The sequence below is a fragment of the Bacillus sp. N6 genome, from assembly GCF_052805735.1.
Map to the genome: position 1 here is coordinate 1,024,687 of NZ_CM127843.1, position 17,360 is coordinate 1,042,046.

12 protein-coding genes, 1 pseudogene and 1 riboswitch are annotated in these 17,360 nt (G+C 33.2%); of the genes and pseudogenes, 12 read left to right on the forward strand and 1 reads right to left on the reverse strand.

The window, feature by feature from the left end:
• Positions 1 to 86: 86 nt before the first annotated feature.
• The 7 genes and pseudogenes from ACUXVC_RS05310 (at position 87) to ACUXVC_RS05340 (ending at position 4,581) form a co-directional block, all read left to right on the forward strand.
• Positions 87 to 668, forward strand: a complete 582-nt coding sequence (locus tag ACUXVC_RS05310; RefSeq protein WP_016082590.1) for a TetR/AcrR family transcriptional regulator — start codon at positions 87 to 89, stop codon at positions 666 to 668.
• A 2-nt stretch (positions 669 to 670) separates the two neighbouring features.
• Entirely contained in the window at positions 671 to 838 is a 168-nt protein-coding gene (locus tag ACUXVC_RS05315; protein WP_000783815.1) for a hypothetical protein, read from the forward strand.
• Positions 839 to 917: 79 nt separating this feature from the next.
• Positions 918 to 1,394 (forward strand): PH domain-containing protein, encoded by a 477-nt coding sequence (locus ACUXVC_RS05320; protein ID WP_144465832.1) that lies wholly within the window; start codon positions 918 to 920, stop codon positions 1,392 to 1,394.
• Complete coding sequence (locus tag ACUXVC_RS05325; protein ID WP_053565075.1) at positions 1,387 to 2,838, forward strand: PH domain-containing protein; 1,452 nt, start codon at positions 1,387 to 1,389, stop codon at positions 2,836 to 2,838. Before ACUXVC_RS05320 ends, ACUXVC_RS05325 begins: the two co-directional genes overlap by 8 nt.
• A gap of 199 nt (positions 2,839 to 3,037) precedes the next feature.
• On the forward strand, positions 3,038 to 3,691 hold the full coding sequence (locus tag ACUXVC_RS05330; RefSeq protein ID WP_098126587.1) for a DUF975 family protein: 654 nt from the start codon (positions 3,038 to 3,040) through the stop codon (positions 3,689 to 3,691).
• 183 nt (positions 3,692 to 3,874) lie between these two features.
• On the forward strand, positions 3,875 to 4,318 hold the full coding sequence (locus ACUXVC_RS05335; RefSeq protein WP_078400421.1) for a hypothetical protein: 444 nt from the start codon (positions 3,875 to 3,877) through the stop codon (positions 4,316 to 4,318).
• Positions 4,315 to 4,581: pseudogene (locus ACUXVC_RS05340) on the forward strand (CPCC family cysteine-rich protein). The gene ACUXVC_RS05335 and the pseudogene ACUXVC_RS05340 overlap by 4 nt, the downstream one beginning before the upstream one ends.
• 73 nt (positions 4,582 to 4,654) lie before the next feature.
• On the opposite strand, the gene ACUXVC_RS05345 reads toward ACUXVC_RS05340, so the two are convergent.
• Positions 4,655 to 5,038 carry a hypothetical protein gene (locus ACUXVC_RS05345; protein ID WP_000714567.1) on the reverse strand — a complete coding sequence of 128 codons (384 nt, stop codon included), beginning with the start codon at positions 5,036 to 5,038 and terminating at the stop codon, positions 4,655 to 4,657.
• A gap of 331 nt (positions 5,039 to 5,369) precedes the next feature.
• Here ACUXVC_RS05345 and ACUXVC_RS05350 point away from each other — a divergent pair, with 331 nt between their 5' ends.
• The 5 genes from ACUXVC_RS05350 (at position 5,370) to ACUXVC_RS05370 (ending at position 17,295) form a co-directional block, all read left to right on the forward strand.
• Positions 5,370 to 5,906, forward strand: a complete 537-nt coding sequence (locus ACUXVC_RS05350; RefSeq protein ID WP_095691274.1) for a TetR/AcrR family transcriptional regulator — start codon at positions 5,370 to 5,372, stop codon at positions 5,904 to 5,906.
• Positions 5,907 to 6,078: 172 nt separating this feature from the next.
• Positions 6,079 to 6,171, forward strand: a riboswitch (cyclic di-GMP riboswitch).
• Between the two features lie 59 nt (positions 6,172 to 6,230).
• Complete coding sequence (locus ACUXVC_RS05355) at positions 6,231 to 13,583, forward strand: SpaA isopeptide-forming pilin-related protein (RefSeq protein ID WP_446025961.1); 7,353 nt, start codon at positions 6,231 to 6,233, stop codon at positions 13,581 to 13,583.
• Positions 13,584 to 14,368: 785 nt separating this feature from the next.
• Positions 14,369 to 15,337 (forward strand): hypothetical protein, encoded by a 969-nt coding sequence (locus ACUXVC_RS05360; protein WP_144465817.1) that lies wholly within the window; start codon positions 14,369 to 14,371, stop codon positions 15,335 to 15,337.
• A 477-nt stretch (positions 15,338 to 15,814) separates the two neighbouring features.
• The gene (locus ACUXVC_RS05365) at positions 15,815 to 16,552 is read left to right on the forward strand and encodes a 2OG-Fe dioxygenase family protein (protein ID WP_144465816.1); all 738 of its coding nucleotides are present in this window, start codon (positions 15,815 to 15,817) and stop codon (positions 16,550 to 16,552) included.
• Positions 16,549 to 17,295 carry an SDR family NAD(P)-dependent oxidoreductase gene (locus ACUXVC_RS05370; protein WP_001208939.1) on the forward strand — a complete coding sequence of 249 codons (747 nt, stop codon included), beginning with the start codon at positions 16,549 to 16,551 and terminating at the stop codon, positions 17,293 to 17,295. The genes ACUXVC_RS05365 and ACUXVC_RS05370 overlap by 4 nt, the downstream gene beginning before the upstream one ends.
• Positions 17,296 to 17,360: the final 65 nt, after the last annotated feature.

Below are 17,360 nucleotides of genomic sequence, written 5' to 3' on the forward strand. Positions count from 1 at the left end.
CTGTAGTGCTAACTAAATTGAAAATCATTTCGTTTTGTTTTATAATTTACTTACCGACCGGTAAGTAAAAATAAGTGAGGTACAGTATGACGAAGAATTTACAAACATCGCAGAACATTGTAGAGGCATCATTTAAACTTATGGCAGAACACGGCATTGAGAAGATGAGTCTTTCCATGATTGCGAAAGAGGTAGGTATTTCAAAACCGGCTATTTACTATCATTTTTCTTCTAAAGAAGCGTTAGTTGATTTTTTATTTGAAGAGATTTTTTCTGATTATCATTTTGCAAATTACTTCGATAAAGAGCAGTATACGAAAGAAAACTTTGCAGAAAAGCTAATCGCAGATGGTTTACATATGCTCTCTGAGTATGAAGGGCAAGAAGGAATACTACGCGTTATCAATGAATTTATCGTAACTGCATCGCGAAATGAAAAGTACCAGAAACGTTTATTTGAAATACAAGAGGATTTCTTACATGGTTTCCACGATTTATTAAAGAAAGGCGCGAGACTGGGCGTTGTGTCACAACATGAAACGGAAGAAAATGCTCATACGCTAGCGCTTGTGATCGATAATATGAGCAACTATATGCTCATGGGATTCCATTTAAAGTATAAAGAAATTTGGATTCGAAATGTGAAAAACGTCATGAAGGAGGAGTAAAGATGAAAATGCAAAAAAACTGGTGGCTCGGTTTTCTTGGATTCATTGGAGTGTATAAAATTCCAGGTATGATTGAAGCTTTTCAAGCGGATGGAAGTTGGATGAAGTTAATCGGTTTCATTTGGTTACTTTGGTTCGGATATTTTATTCCTGAGAAGAAAGAAGATTAAATTTCAAATTTCTGTAAAGTTATGTAAAATGTAGATTAAGAGTATTCATATATTAGATTACTAGATTTGGAGTGGTTACATGGATCCATTGAAAAATGAAATTCACCCTGACATGGCCAAGGTGTGGAAAGTTCGTGCTGTAATTGAAGAAGGGATCGGTATACTCGTCATTTTAGCTTACCTTTTCCTCATGATAAAGTTTGATTGGTGGGCGTGGATTTTGTATGTAATGATTGGGCTGACAGTTGTGTTCGCACCATTTTCGTACTTCTTATTCCCAAAACTACGTCAACGTTATTACAGCTACCAACTAAATGAAGAAGAGCTTGAAATTCAGCATGGTCTTTTTGTCGTAAAGCGCGTATTAGTACCGATGATTCGTGTGCAGCACGTAACGATTGAACAAGGACCAATTATGAGAAAATATGGCTTAGCAGAATTACACATTTCAACAGCAGCAACTTCTCATAGCATCCCAGGCTTAACGATGTATGAAGCGGAAATGTTGAAAACGAAAATCGCAGAATTAGCGAAAGTGAGTGATGAGGATGTATAAGAGGCAGCATCCAATCACGATGTTATTAGAATTAAAAATAACAGATTTTATACCACTCATTATTTTCATGTTTAGCTTAAACGGAAAATTCCCGTTTTGGTATTTAATTCCCGCAGCATTTGGTTTACTCACCGTTTTTTCAGCATTTGAAAAATGGTATTACACAACATATTGGGTTGAAAATAACGTATTACATGTGAAAAAAGGTCTCTTCGTGAAAAAGGAGAGCTACTTAAATAAAGAACGTGTTCAAACGATTAATACAAGTTCTAACGTACTATATCAAATGCTCGGTTTAAAAAAAATTCAGATTGAAACAGCTGGTGGGGGCGATGAAGCAGAAGTTAGCTTAGCTGGTATTACGGCAGAAGAAGCGGCGGAGCTTATTACTTTGCTAAATGAGCCAACTCCAGAAGTGAAAGCAGAAGGAACGTTAGACGAAGCAACAGAAAATGTAGTAGAAAAAGAAATTGTTACAGAAGAAAAACAAGCGACAGAGTATAAATTAACTTGGAAAGAGATTTTATTAGCATCTGTTACATCTGGTCAATTTGGACTATTATTCTCTTTAATCTTTTTCGTTTATCACCAAGTAGATGAGTACATTCCGAAATGGATAGAGAATGGCGTAAAGTCGTATGTAATGGAACATGATATATATGGCTGGATTTTCATGGTAGCCATGTTACTCGTTCTTTCTTGGATTATATCTACAATCGGTTACGCGTTAAAACATGGCGATTTCACAGTGAATCGAAGAAATGACGAAGTTCGCATTTCGCAAGGATTACTTGAGAAAAAAGAGCTCGTACTAAAATTGCATCGTATTCAAGGTATTACGATAAAAGAAAGTATTTTACGCCAACCATTCGGTTATTGTGCTGTGCAAGTAGAAGTGATTCAAAGTAAAGGAATGGGTGACGAAAAAGAAAAGGTTACACTGCACCCAATCATTCGAAAAGATCGAGTACAACAGTTACTCGCCCATTTACAATTACCATACGAACTGAATGCAAACATTATTGCATTACCAAAAGCAGCATTGCGCCGTTATCTCATTGATAGTTTTATCTTTTTCGCTATGCTCGCAATCCCGCTTACTGGAATAAGTATATACTCTGAAAAGCACTTCATCATGTGGGCATTAATTCCGCTCGCGATCCTCATCTTTACACTTGGATACGCAACATTTAAAACAAATGGTTACAGTGTTAACGGAGAACAAATTACACTTGTCTATCGTAGCGTCGGAAAATATACAGGACTTATTAGAAGAAGACATGTCCAATCAATGGAGAAGACACAATCATATTTCCAGCGCCGAGCGGATTTATGTACGTATAAGTTTTCTAGTGCATCATCTAGTTACAAATTAGAGCATACGAGAGTAGAAGATGCGGAGAGAATGCAGGATTGGTATAAGAAGAGAATCAGTGAGGAATAATTTGAGAAAGCTTGCCTATTCTGAAGGGCAAGCTTTTTTGTTATAGGGAAAAGAGTCGTTTAATCCATATATTAGTACAACTACAGCACACATGTATTAATACGTATGCAAAAAGGAGTATGCTTCTATTTCAGGGAAATCTGTGGAATTTTTGATATAAATGGTATACTAAAATATAAATAGTATTAGGAGGTTATATATGATAAGTCAGTTGAAAAGAGAAGCACTTGATGCATTAAAAGGAAGATGGGGATTAGCGGTAGGGGCAACTTTATTAATTGGAATCCTTATTGGAGCTGTTGAAATGCTAACAACAGGTATTTTCTCGGTATTTTGGGGTTGGGAAGAGGCAAGTGATTCACTTACAGTAAGTATTATAGTAATGCTTGTTATTGGTCCATTAACAATAGGTGCCTATTATCTTGTTTTAAATGCAATTCGTGGGACTGATGCTCGCATTGGTCATATATTTAGATGGTTTAGCGATGGAAGTAAGTTGATGAAGTCGTTTTTAACATATTTACTAATGTATGTATACTTGACTCTATGGACATTGCTTCTTATTATTCCAGGTATTATTAAATCATTTTCTTATTCTATGACATATTTTATTTTGAATGATCATCCAGAATATACAGCGAATCAAGCGATTACTGAGAGTCGTCATATGATGAATGGACATAAAATGGATTACTTTTTACTATGCTTAAGTTTCTTAGGCTGGTTCATATTAAGTATTCTTACTATAGGAATCGGTTTCTTATGGTTAGCACCGTATTTCTACGCGACATCAGCCGCATTTTATGAAGAGGTTTCAAAAGAATATTATAAAAAAGAAGGCACTACTTTCTAATAACCACTTATCCCCTAAAGAATATAGGGCACAGATAGTTTAGATGTTCTGTTTAGGGGGGATTTCAGGATAAGGTATAGGTTTTTATATAAAAATTATGCCCTCTATGTTTTAGCATAGAGGGCTATTTTTTTTTGGGTGAAAGTAATGAATAATATATGTGAAACAAAAAAAGTGAGGTGAATGAGAGTGAGCAAATTTTTAATACCGTATTCGTTTTCTATATTAAGTTTCTTTATTTCAGTAACGGCACTTGATTTATATGATAGGATGGGAAACAATAGTGAGCTGGTTTCGCCGAACATAATCGGTAAGATAATTCAATCTACTGCGCAAATGGGAGTCCTTACATTATATTTCGGAGTACCTATCATTTTAGGTGGCTGTCTACTTGGTGAGCTATTGTTTAGAGGTATCATTTTACGATTTAAACTAAGCTATATTCTATCTTTATTATTATATTTACTTTTAGCTTTTAGTATTGTTTCTGTAACGATTGGAATTCCAACTACATATGAGGATTCTAATACTACTTTCATGGTAATAACTATGATTTGCGCTGTTACATTCTTTATGGGCCGGAATATATGGGAGAAAAAAGAAATGAATAATGGAGTAACAGAATGAAATATACATGTCCGTGCTGCGGGTATAGAACAATAGAAGAAGAACCACCAGGTACATATGAAATTTGTAATATATGTTACTGGGAAGATGATGAGGTACAGTTTAACGATCCTGACTTTGAAGGCGGGGCAAATGAAGTCTCGTTAAGATAAGCACAGAAAAACTTCATTGCATTTGGTGCTTGCGAGGAATGTTTTGTGAAATCAGTTAGAAAGCCGACTAGCGAAGATATGAAGGATACTAGTTGGAAGCAAATTAGTTAAATAGATTTAAATAAAAATGTTATTACTCGATGTAACAAGAGTAATAACATTTTTTTATGTAATGATGAAAGAATTAACGGCGTCTTATAAGGTAAAATAATAAAGATGATAACGTAATAGGTAGGCCTGTTTCCAAAAAGGCTTCTAAATTAAAGGATAGAAAATATCGGTCGTTAAACAACATAAAGAAGAAATGATTGTAGGAAATACCTAACACTATAAATAAAGGAATACCGATTTTTAATTCGTGACTTCCTTTTATTTTTCTATAACAAAATTCGCCTATTAAACAACCGATAAGAACAGGAATACTTCCAAGAATTGAAAGCATAATAATAGATACCCAAATCGGCCCCCATGAATCCGCATAATTTGGAACGCTTGTATACTGTAAAACATTCACAATGATAGAAAAAAACAGTAAGCATATTAAATAACTAATAGAAAATTTTTTCAATGGAATCATCCTTATAAAATTTCACTTTATTTTTATGAAAATATAAACCTCTTTAAATTATAGATTAGATGTATAAGGATAATCAATTTTTATACATTTCGTGTTTATGGATATATTTTCAATGAATATAAAAGTATAGATGTATAGTCAACTTTGTATATTTAATGTTATCATATTGAATGATATGGAAATTTTTAATAGAATAAGTAACTAAAAATTCAAAGGTAATGAAGCTTTTGTTGTATAAAGAAAATACTTAGTAGTAATCAACAATATTAAAAATAAGATTCGTATTTATATAAATTTAGTAGAAATGGGGTTTTAAAAAGGAATGAGTATCAGCATAACGCGGCAAAAGATTTTGGCGGCCGCTTCTCAAATTGTGCAATGTAAAGGGGTTGCTAAATTAACCTTAGAAGCAGTGGCAAAAGAGGCGGGTGTAAGTAAAGGTGGATTATTGTATCACTTTGCAAATAAAGAAGCTTTAATAGAAGGTATGATAGTCAGAGGGATAGAGGATTATGAGGGCGCTATTTACAATAGAGTAGCGGAAGACTCAGAGAGGAAAGGGAGATGGGTTCGCTCTTTTGTAGAGGAAAGATTAAGTAATGAGAGAAGAACAGAAGAGTTGTCTAGTAGTATGATGGCAGCATTCATGTTAAAACCTGAATTACTTGAGCCATTACAACAATCATTTCAGCAACTGCAAAAGAATATAGAAAACGATGAGATAGATTCAGTTTGTGCAACAATTATTAGATTAGCAGCAGATGGATTATGGTATTCGGAATATTTAGGGGTTGGCAGACTAAGCCCCGAGTTAAGAGAAAAAGTGATTCAAGCTCTTATTAGTAATTCGTATAAATAGAATATACTAACTATATAATGTGAAAACAATTCACCATTACTTATTTAATGTAGTGGTGAATTGTTTTTTTTATTAGAAAAATAGAACAATTTTATAGAGTATTGAATTATAACCGTCCAGACGGTATAGTAATATTTGGTTTAAGAGGAAAATGAAACAAAAAAAGAATAAAGGATATTTTTAGCACACTATTCGAAAGGATAGGCCGCAAAGCTTAGAGTCTACGGTAATACATATTGGTTACTAAGATCGTCTGGTTGCACATTTTTGATGCAACCGGACGGTCTTTTTTTGTTATATAAATATAAAAAATAGGAGGGAACTATGCAAATGAAAAGTACTAAAAGGCATATTTCAATGGTTTCATTAGTTTTTCTAGTATTATTTTCAGTGCTGAATGTGTGGGCTCCAGTTATTCAAGCTGCTGTGATGAAAAGTCCAGTGGATGAAATTAATATTTCCCGTACTGATGGCACGACATCTGAACCGTATCAAGCCTCAGATGGTATGAAAGTAGAAGTGAAGTGGTCAGCTAAAGAAAAAATAAAAAGTGGAGATCAATTCACAATTGATATGCCAAAAGAGTTTCGAAAAGACCTTATGAATATGAGTTTTCCTTTAAAAGATGCTGAAGGAAAAACAGTTGGTACATGTGAGATGAAAAAGGGTCTATTAACGTGTACTATGGGTGATTACGTAGAAGGAAAGAATAACATTAAAGGTTCTTTATTCGTAGAATTCTACTTTGGTCTAGAAGCATATGATGGTGTTAAAGAAATTCCATTAGAATTTAACGTTGATGGTCAAATCGTCAATAAAGAAGTAAATGTAAGTAATACGACAGAGAGACCGAAGCCACAGCCCAATACAGATAATCTATTGAAATGGGGTTCTTATAATCAAGAAGATCCTTCGATTGCTGATTGGCTTGTATACGTAAATGCAACTGGAACAGAAATGCAAGATCTTAAATTAACAGATACATTAGGACCTGGGCATGAGTTAATTACAGACAGCGTAGTATTAGAAGAGGCTGTATTTGAAGATGGTTATGCACCAACAAATATTAAGCCAGCAGATTTATCTAACATTAAAATTAATGCAACAAAGGCTGGATTTACAATTGAGTTTCCAGACAGTTCAAAAGGTTATATTTTAAGATATAAAACAAAGATTACTAATCCTGCTGCAAAGCCTCATAAAAATACTGTGAAATTAGAAGGTAAAAATATTAAAACTGAAGAAAAAGTAGGACAAGTATTCGTAAGTGGTGGAGGGGGAACCGGTTCAGGTGACGATAATCCACCTAGTATTGAAAAAAATATAGTTGATGAGAATGGCAAGCTTGTAGAGAATGAGCAGCTAACACAAATGGATCAAGTGATTCAATACCAAGTTGGTACACATATACCGAACGATCCTCCTAAATACACATCAATGGTAATTAGTGATGATTTAGAAGATGTTTTAGAAGTATTAGAGGCAAAAGTGTATGATCAAAATGGCCAAGATATTACTTCTAAAGGGACGTTAAAGATAGATAAGCAAAGAAGTGAAGTAACATTTACGTTTGGTGAGAATTTTGACTATAAGTCATATGAAGACCAGATAATTAATCTTAGTATCAAGGCGAAAATTAAAAATAATGCAGACTTATCTTCTTACGTAGATAAGAAGATTCCTAATAAAGCGGAATTACATTTTGATGATAAAATATTAACATCAAAAGAAGTAACTATTACGCCGCCTGAAGCTCCAAAAGATGGTACAGTATCGCTTCATAAAATAGATTCTGAGAATCCGAACAAAGGGTTAAAAGGTGCCGAATTTGAAGTTCGAAATAGTGCAAATGAAGTTGTTGCAAAACTGAAAACGGACGAAAAAGGTTTTTCAGTACCTCAAACTTTAGCTCCTGGGACGTATAAAGTTTATGAAACAGTAGCGCCAGAAGGATATCAAAAATTAACAAGCCCAGTAGAGATTACACTTCAAGCTGGAGAAACAAAAACAATTGAAATTAAAAATACTATGCAAAAGGGTCAAATTGAAGTAAAGAAAATTGATTCGGAAAATGGTGAAAAACCATTAGCAAATGCAGAGTTTGATATAGTAAAAGACGGTGTAGTAGTCGAACATATTGTTACAGATAAAGATGGTAAGGCAATCTCTAAACCGTTAGCACCAGGGAAGTATATTTTAAAAGAAACGAAAGCGCCTGAAGGCTACCAATTAAAAGAAACAGAGTTCGAAGTAAATGTAACAGGGGACGGCATATTCCCAATACAAGTGGAAAATGCAATGGTTGACAAAGGTAATATAGAAATCACAAAACTGGACAAAGAAAACGGGGCAGTATTAGCGGGTGTCGAATTTGAAGTCCAAGATGAGAAAGATGGCGTAGTAAGAAAAGTAGTAACAGATAAAGATGGAAAAGCAAACGTTTCAGATCTATCAGTAGGAAAGTACAAATTAGTAGAGACGAAAAGCTTACCAGGTTACAAAAATCTAGCAGAACCAGTACTATTTGAAATTACAAAAGGTATGACAAAAGCTTTAGTAATAAAAGTAGAAAATGAGCAGTTAGACAAAGGCTCAGTAGAAATTACAAAAATAGATAAAGATAGTCAAAAAGTATTAGAAGGCGTAGTCTTCGAAGTGCAAGATGAGCAAGGCAAAGTAGTAACAGAAGTAAAAACAGATAAAGATGGTAAAGCAAAAATCTCAGATTTATCAGTAGGAAAGTACAAATTAGTAGAGACGAAAAGTTTACCTGGCTACAAAAAGCTAACAGAACCAGTATCATTCGAAATTACAAAAGGTATGACAACAGTCCTATCATTGAAAGTAGAAAATGAACAGTTAGATAAAGGTTCAGTAGAAATTACAAAAGTAGATAAAGACAACAAAAAAGCATTAAAAGGCGTAGTCTTTGAAGTGCAAGATGAAGCTGGAACAGTAGTAAAGGAAGTAAAAACAGATAAAGATGGTAAAGCAAAAATCTCAGATCTATCAGTAGGAAAGTACAAATTAGTAGAGAAAGAAAGTTTACTAGGCTATAAGAAACTAACAGATCCAGTATTATTTGAAATCAAAAAAGGCATGACTGAAGTTCTATCATTAAAAATAGAAAATGAAATGGTAGATACGGGAAATGTAGAGATAACAAAGATAGATAAAGATAATAAAGCACCGTTAGCGGGAGTAACATTCATCGTCCAAGATGAAAAGGGTAATGAAGTTACAAAAGTAACGACAGATAAAGATGGAAAAGCAAATGTTTCAGATTTACCTGTAGGAAAGTATGAATTAGTAGAGGTAGAAAGTTTACCTGGTTATAAAAAGCTAGAAAAACCAGTATCATTTGAAATCAAAAAAGGCATGACCGAGGTTCTATCATTAAAAGTAGAAAATGAAATGGTGGATACAGGGAATGTAGAGATAACAAAAATAGATAAAGATAGTAAAGCTCCATTAGAAAATGTTGTATTTGAAGTACGTGATTCAAAAGGAAAAGTAGTTGCGAAAGTAACGACGGATAAGGAAGGAAAAGCAAACGTTTCAGATTTACCTATTGGGAAGTATGAGTTGGTGGAAGTAGAAACACCGGCAGGATACAAACCACTAGAAAAGCCAGTTTCATTCGAAATTGAAAAGGGTAGAGTAACAGCGCTAAAGCTAACAGTAGAAAATGAATTAGTGGATACAGGAAATGTAGAAATTACAAAAGTAGATAAAGAAAATAAAGATGCTTTAGCTGATGCAGTATTTGAGATTCAAGATGCAGCAGGACAAGTAGTCGCTAAAATAACGACAGATAAAAAAGGACAAGCACAAGTTACTAATTTATCAGTCGGCACATACAAGTTAGTAGAAGTAAAGGCACCAAAAGGGTATAAACAATTAGTAAATCCGATTACTTTCCAAATTGAAAAAGGCATGACAAAATCTCTTGCTTTAACAGTAGAAAACGAAATGTTAGACAAGGGAAATGTGGAAGTAACAAAAGTAGATAAAGATAGTCAAAAAGTATTAGAAGGCGTAGTCTTCGAAGTTCAAGACGACAAAGGCAAAGTAGTAACAGAAGTAACGACAGATAAAGAAGGAAAAGCAAACGTTTCAGATCTATCAGTAGGAAAATACAAATTAGTAGAGACGAAGAGCTTACCAGGTTACAAGAAGTTAACGGAACCAGTATCATTCGAAATTAAAAAAGGTATGACGAAAGTTTTATCATTGAAAGTAGAGAACGAGCTGTTAGATAAAGGTTCAGTAGCGATTACAAAAGTAGACAAAGAAAGTGGCGCAGTATTAGCGGGCGTAACATTCGAAGTGCAAGATGAAAAAGATAAAGTAGTAACAAAAGTAACGACAGATAAAGAAGGAAAAGCAACAATTTCAGATTTATCAGTAGGAAAATATAAGCTAGTAGAGGTAGAGAGCTTACCAGGATATAAAAAACTAGCGAAACCAGTATCGTTTGAAATTAAAAAAGGCATGACAGAAGTCTTATCACTAAAAGTAGAGAATGAACAGTTAGATAAAGGTTCAGTAGAAATTACAAAAGTGGACAAAGACAGCCAGAAGGCATTAGAAGGCGTAACATTCGAAGTGCAAGATGAAAAAGGCAAAGTAGTAACGAAAGTAAAAACAGATAAAGAAGGAAAAGCGAAAATTTCAGATCTATCTGTAGGAAATTACAAACTAGTAGAAGTAGAAAGCTTACCAGGCTACAAAAAGCTAACAGAGCCAGTATCATTCGAAATTAAAAAGGGTATGACAGAAGTCTTATCATTAAAAGTAGAGAATGAACAGTTAGACAAAGGTTCAGTAGAAATTACAAAAGTAGATAAAGATAGCCAAAAAGTATTAGAAGGCGTAGTCTTCGAAGTTCAAGACGACAAAGGTAAAGTAGTAACAGAAGTAACGACAGATAAAGAAGGAAAAGCAAAAGTTTCAGATCTATCAGTAGGAAAATACAAATTAGTAGAGACGAAGAGCTTACCAGGTTATAAAAAATTAACGGAACCAGTATCATTCGAAATCAAAAAAGGTATGACGAAAGTTTTATCATTGAAAGTAGAGAACGAACAGTTAGATAAAGGTTCAGTAGAGATTACAAAAGTGGACAAAGAAAGTGGCGCAGTATTAGCGGGCGTAACATTCGAAGTGCAAGATGAAAAAGATAAAGTAGTAACAAAAGTAACGACAGATAAAGAAGGAAAAGCAAACGTTTCCGATTTATCAGTAGGGAAATATAAGCTAGTAGAGGTAGAAAGCTTACCAGGATATAAAAAATTAGCAAAACCAGTATCGTTTGAAATTAAAAAAGGCATGACAGAAGTCTTATCACTAAAAGTAGAGAATGAACAGTTAGATAAAGGTTCAGTAGAAATTACAAAAGTGGACAAAGACAGCCAGAAGGCATTAGAAGGCGTAACATTCGAAGTGCAAGATGAAAAAGGCAAAGTAGTAACGAAAGTAAAAACAGATAAAGAAGGAAAAGTAAAAATTTCAGATCTATCTGTAGGAAATTACAAACTAGTAGAAGTAGAAAGCTTACCAGGCTACAAAAAGCTAACAGAGCCAGTATCATTCGAAATTAAAAAGGGTATGACAGAAGTCTTATCATTAAAAGTAGAGAATGAACAGTTAGACAAAGGTTCAGTAGAAATTACAAAAGTAGATAAAGATAGTCAAAAAGTATTAGAAGGCGTAGTTTTCGAAGTACAAGACGAACAAGGTAAAGTAGTAACGGAAGTAAAAACAGATAAAAATGGTAAAGCAAAAATCTCAGACTTATCTGTAGGAAAGTACAAATTAGTAGAGAAAGAAAGCTTACCAGGTTATAAAAAATTAACAGAGCCAGTATCATTCGAAATCAAAAAAGGAATGACAGAAGTTCTATCATTAAAAATAGAAAATGAAATGGTAGATACGGGAAATGTAGAAATTACAAAAATAGATAAAGATAATAAGGCACCGTTAGCAGGTGTAGTCTTTGAAGTTCAAGACGACAAAGGCAAGGTGGTAACGAAAGTAACGACAGATAAAGCTGGAAAAGCAACAGTTTCAGATTTATCAGTAGGAAATTACAAGTTAGTAGAAGTAGAGAGTTTACCAGGCTACAAAAAATTAGAAAAGCCTGTACCATTTGAAATTAAAAAAGGTATGACAAAATCTTTAACGTTCACTGTAGAAAATGAAATGGTAGATACGGGGAATGTAGAAATTACAAAAATAGATAAAGACAGTAAAGCACCATTAGAAAATGTTGTATTTGAAGTACGTGATTCAAAAGGAAAAGTAGTTGCAAAAGTAACAACGGATAAAGAAGGAAAAGCAAACGTTTCAGATTTATCTATTGGAAAGTATGAGTTAGTAGAAGTAGAAACACCGGCAGGATACAAACCACTAGAAAAGCCAGTTTCATTCGAAATTGAAAAAGGTAGAGTTACAGCATTACAATTGACTGTAGAAAATGAATTAGTGGATGTAGGAAATGTAGAAATTACAAAAGTAGACAAAGAAACGAAAGATGCTTTAGCTGATGCTGTATTTGAGATTCAAGATGAAGCAGGGCAAGTAGTTGCTAAAATAACGACAGATAAAAAAGGACAAGTACAAGTTAATAATTTATCAGTTGGAACATACAAGTTAGTAGAAGTAAAAGCACCAAAAGGATATAAGCAATTGGTAGATCCGATTACTTTCCAAATTGAAAAAGGCATGACAAAATCTCTTGCTTTAACAGTAGAAAATGAAATGTTAGACAAGGGAAATGTAGAAGTAACAAAAGTAGATAAAGATAGCCAAAAAGTATTAGAAGGCGTAGTCTTCGAAGTACAAGATGAGCAAGGCAAAGTAGTAACAGAAGTAACGACAGATAAAGAAGGAAAAGCAAAAGTTTCAGATCTATCAGTAGGAAAATACAAATTAGTAGAGACGAAGAGCTTACCAGGTTACAAGAAGTTAACGGAACCAGTATCATTCGAAATTAAAAAAGGTATGACAAAAGTCTTATCATTGAAAGTAGAGAATGAAAAGTTAGACAAAGGTTCAGTGGAGATTACAAAAATGGCCGCTGAAAGCAAGGAAGTCTTATCAGGAGCTGTGTTTGAAGTCCATGATGACAAGGGAAAAGTAGTAGTGAAAGTAACAACAGATAAAGATGGAAAGGCAAAAATCGCAGATCTATCTGTAGGTAACTACACACTAGTAGAAGTAGAAGCACCAAAAGGATATGAAAAATTAACTAATCCAATTCCATTTGAAATTACAAATGGAATGATAAATGCAGTTCAATTAGAAGTATTAAACAAATTGAATCATTTAGCACCACCAGGTCCAGAAACACCAGATCCAGAAAAGCCTGGAACACCAGATCCGGAGAAACCTGGAACACCAGATCCAGAAAAACCTGGAACACCGAATCCAGAAAAGCCTGGAACACCGAATCCAGAAAAGCCTGGAACACCAAATCCAGAGAAACCTGGAACACCAAATCCAGAAAAGCCTGGAACACCAGATCCAGAGAAACCTGGAACACCAAATCCAGAAAAGCCTGAAAAAGAATTACCGAAGACAGGGCAGAAAATGCCTGTGGAACCATATATGGGAGCACTTCTTGTAATGATGAGTTTTGGGTTACTCGTATTAGGTAGAAAACAGCAGAGATAATAAAGGTGAAAAGGTATCCTCAAAGTATTTGAGGATACCTTTTTTATTTGACATAAAAAAGGTATTTAGCAAAAGAACTCGATACAAATAAAAACAAAAAGGAATACAAAGTTTACCCTATTTTCTTAATGTGGCTATATCAAAAAAGTTAGTTATATATATTTAATGTGAAAGTAAAAGATTAAAGGCCTTCTTAATGTTTGGATGAAAAAAGAGTTATCTTTGTAATTAATTTGAGTACTTTAGGAAAGAAGTCTATTTCCTAAAGTACTCAAAGGATGATAGTCCAATAGCAGGTGAGAGATGAAAATCGTTTTAGCACTGTAGTAGCACCTTAAAATGTAGATAGGGGAAAATAATGTAAAAAAAACTATTGTATGTTCAAAAACATTATGTTACATTTGTGTTACAGAAAGATTACTAACGATAACGTATGTTACAGTTTGTTTTCTTTTGTCTTTCGTTATGTTACAAAATGAGGTTCGTATCCGATCAATCGAGAATATGTAAAGTTAAAAAAATAGCAACCTAAAAATAGTTTTTCTATGTGTATAAGAGTGTGTGTAGTAAAGGGCCTGGTGAGATCTTTACGCACATTATTAAAAATCCTTTCTGTCTTAAAAGAAGAAGAAACCAACTATTTAGGGGTTTTAAGTAATGATAGTAAATGAAATGTACTTCCTTTCCCACACACAACGTAGTACATATTTACTTTCAGTCTAATTACTACACAGACTTTTATACATATGCTGTTATTGTTTTAGGGATATATAGGAGGAGAGAAAATGAAAAAGTTATTAATGGTAATTGGACTTACGTTTTTAATGTTAGCTGGATGTAGTAATGGTAATTTTGAAAAAGCAATGGATGAAGGAAAGACCGCGTTAACAAATAAAGAATATAAAAATGCCTTATCATCATTTGAACAAGCGCTAGATGAGAAAAAAGATGATTCAGATGCAAAAGTTCTAGTAGAACAAACGAAAGTAATGATTGAAGCTGTAAAGTTAAAAGAAGAAACAAAGATAGAAGAATCAATCAAGTCATTTGAAAAAGTAGAGAACATGAAGAATGGAAATACTACGCTTATAAAACAAGCAAAGGAAGAACGAACAGCATTACTAGCCATCTTAGAACAAAAAAAGAAGTATAGCGAGCAACTGACGAAAAGTGAAGAGTTAATAAGTAAGAAAAATTATGCAGAAGCAAAAGATATATTAAATAAGCTAGTTGCAGAAACAAAAGATAACAAGAAACTTGAAGAATATAATAAAAAAGCGGTAGGATTAGTTACTAAAATTAATGAAGAAGAAAAAAATGCAAAAAGTGAAGCACCAGCGAAGGCACAAAAAAACACTGCAGTAACGACTCAAAAGGTAGCAACAGAAAAGAATCAAAAAGCAGAGACAGAAAAAAATCAAAAGGTAGCGACTGAAAAGAATCAAAAAGCAGAGACAGAAAAAAATCAAAAGGTAGCGACTGAAAAGAACCAAAAAACTGAGACAGAAAAGAATCAGAAGGTAGAGGCAGAAAAAAATCAAAATGCATTTACTTTTGAGAAAGCTAAAGAATATATTAAAAATGAATATAAAGAAGACTATGATTACACGCTAGAGAATACGCAAGTAGAGAATGGAAAGAAATATTATCAAATTAGAGTGCGTACGACATATAAAATAGAAGGCGCAGCTGGACCAGGATTTACTGGAGTATTCAAAGTATTCGAAGATGGTACAATTATTGAACTGCACTAAATTGATGGAAAAGGTATCCTCAAAGTATTTGAGGATACCTTTTTTAGCATAAAAAAAGCATCTAGCAAAAGTACTAGATGCAAATAAAAACACAAGGGAAGACAAAATTCTTCCCTTTTCCCGTATGTAATTATATCAAAAAATTTATAAAAAACTAGCTATATTTAAAATATAATTTTTAAAAAAATTATATACATAAATAATTACAATACTCGAAGTTTTATCTTTCTGAAAAATCCATTTCTTTAATTTTGAATATTAAGACTAATGTTGATAAATCTTCAGATAATTAGAAAATATATCCAAAAGGATATATAATATTGCTTAAGAGATAGTGTTAATGGATTACATATATTTCATTTTGTGTATTAATTGAATATCATAATTTTTAATTTTATTAAGCAAGAATCTCGGTTACTTATTGCATTTCTAACATAGGGTGAGATAGAAAAATACAATAGTGTGGAGGTTTTTATAATGACGTTTGTTCTTAGTAAAATGAGTGGATTTAGCATAGAAGAAAAGGTACATGAATTTGAATCTAAAGGATTCCTTGAAATCTCAAATGAAATCTTTTTACAAGAGGAAGAGAATCATCGCTTATTAACACAAGCACAGTTAGATTATTATAATTTGGAAGATGATGCGTACGGTGAATGCCGTGCTAGATCTTATTCAAGGTATATAAAGTATGTTGATTCACCAGATTATATTTTAGATAATAGTAATGATTACTTCCAATCTAAAGAATATAACTATGATGATGGCGGGAAAGTTAGACAGTTTAATAGCATAAATGATAGCTTTTTATATAATCCTTTAATTCAAAATATGGTGCGTTTCGATACTGAATTTGCATTTAAAACAAATATAATAGATACAAGTAAAGACTTAATTATAGGTTTACATCAAGTAAGATATAAAGCTACTAAAGAAAGACCATCTTTTAGTTCACCTCTTTGGTTACATAAAGATGATGAACCAGTAGTGTTTTTACACCTTATGAATTTAAGTAATACAGCTATTGGTGGAGATAATTTAATAGCTAATTCTCCTCGGGAAATTAATCAGTTTATAAGTTTGAAGGAGCCGTTAGAAACTTTAGTATTTGGACAAAAGGTCTTCCATGCCGTAACGCCACTTGGAACAGAATGTAGTACGGAGGCTTTTCGTGATATTTTATTAGTAACATTTTCTTATAAGGAGACAAAATGAGAGAGAATAAAATAATTATGATTTCTGGAGCCAATAGCGGTATAGGTCATGCTTGTATAAAATATTTTTTAGAAAAATCATTTCATGTAATAGCTCTTGATATTAATAATAATAACTTAATAGATTATATGAAAACAGATATGCCTTTGAAAGTAGTGCAAATTGATTTAAGTAATAGCGAAGCGATTCATAATCTTTTTACTCAATTAGATTTAGAAAAGCTTTCTCCTGATATATTAATAAATGCAGCTGGTATTCGAGAGATAACACCTGTTTTACATTTATCCGATGATATGTTTAAAAAAGTAATTGATGTAAATTTAGTAGCCCCATTTATCCTTTCTAGGGAAGTAGCTAAGCGATGGTGTGAATCGAAAATAAAAGGTTGTATTGTGAATATAGCATCGGTTTCTGGATTAATGGCTGAACCAGAGCGAGCTGCTTATGTGGCATCAAAGCATGCCTTAATCGGATTGACTAAACAGATGGCTATGGAATTTGGGAAGCAAAATATAAGAGTAAATAGTATTTCTCCCGGTGTTATTAGAACTGAACTTACAGAAGAATACTTTAGTAATAAAGCCTTGATGTCTATGATAAAAAGTAATCAATCTTTAGATACTTGGGGGTTGCCGCAGGATATTGTTTCATGTATTGATTACTTGATTTCTGATCAGGCCCGCTTTATTACTGGTTCTAATTTTGTAATTGATGGTGGTTGGACTGCAGGGAAAAATTTGTAATTGAGTGTTTTTGAGGAAAAGCACCTGTCCTTTTTTAGGCTGGTGTTTTTCTCACTATAAACCGA